This window comes from Sphaerotilus sp. FB-3 (assembly GCF_023706025.1).
GTDB classification, from domain to species: domain Bacteria; phylum Pseudomonadota; class Gammaproteobacteria; order Burkholderiales; family Burkholderiaceae_C; genus Sphaerotilus; species Sphaerotilus sulfidivorans.
This window is the reverse complement of sequence record NZ_BQWE01000077.1, coordinates 1-705: the sequence shown is the minus strand read 5'-3', so window position 1 is coordinate 705 and position 705 is coordinate 1. Positions and strand designations below refer to the sequence as shown.

Here is a 705-nt window from a genome sequence, read left to right as displayed (position 1 = left end):
GCTGCGCTCGAAGCGCACCCGGAGCTTGCCGAAGGCGGCCAGCCACGCATGCGTGCGCTCGACCACCCAGCGATGACGGCCCAGGCGCTCCTTGCTCTCGATGCCCTTGCGGGCGATGCGCACCCGGATGCCACGCCGCCGCAGATGCTGCCGACAGCGTCTGCAGTCGTAGGCTTTGTCCGCATGGAGCTTGTCGGGCCAGCGCCGGGGCCTGCCGGGCTTGCCCTTGATCGCTGGCAGCGCATCGACCATCTCCTCGAACACCACCGAGTCATGCCGGTTCGCGCCCGTGACGCAGAACATCACTGGCGTGCCATTGGCGTCGGTCAGCACATGGCGCTTGGAGCCGAGTTTGCCCCTGTCGGTCGGGTTCGGCCCGGTGTGCGGCCCCCCCGGGGGCTGGCCACGCTGGAGCCATCGATGCACATGCGGCTGTGGTCCAGCGCGTCGTGGTGCCGGAGCTGCTCCAGCAGCAGCATGTGCAGCCCGTGCCACGCGCCCGCTTCTTGCCACTGCTGGAGTCGTCGCCAGCACGTCATGCCGCTGCCCCAGCCCAGCGCCTGCGGGAGTTCTTCCCAGGGGATACCCGTTCGCAGAACGTACACGATGCCGTTGAGTGCAAGTTGGTCGTCAATGCGGGGACGCCCTCCGCGAGGACTGGCAGGCTTCGGCGCTGGCAGCAGCGGGCGAATGCGTTCCCACAGC

The 705-nt window shown here is 68.9% G+C and carries 1 pseudogene; it reads right to left on the bottom strand.

Annotation, left to right across the window (positions count from 1 at the left end):
* Nucleotides 1-704, bottom strand: a pseudogene (locus NFT33_RS19115) (IS5 family transposase); the annotation flags it as partial.
* Nucleotide 705 lies beyond the last annotated feature (1 nt).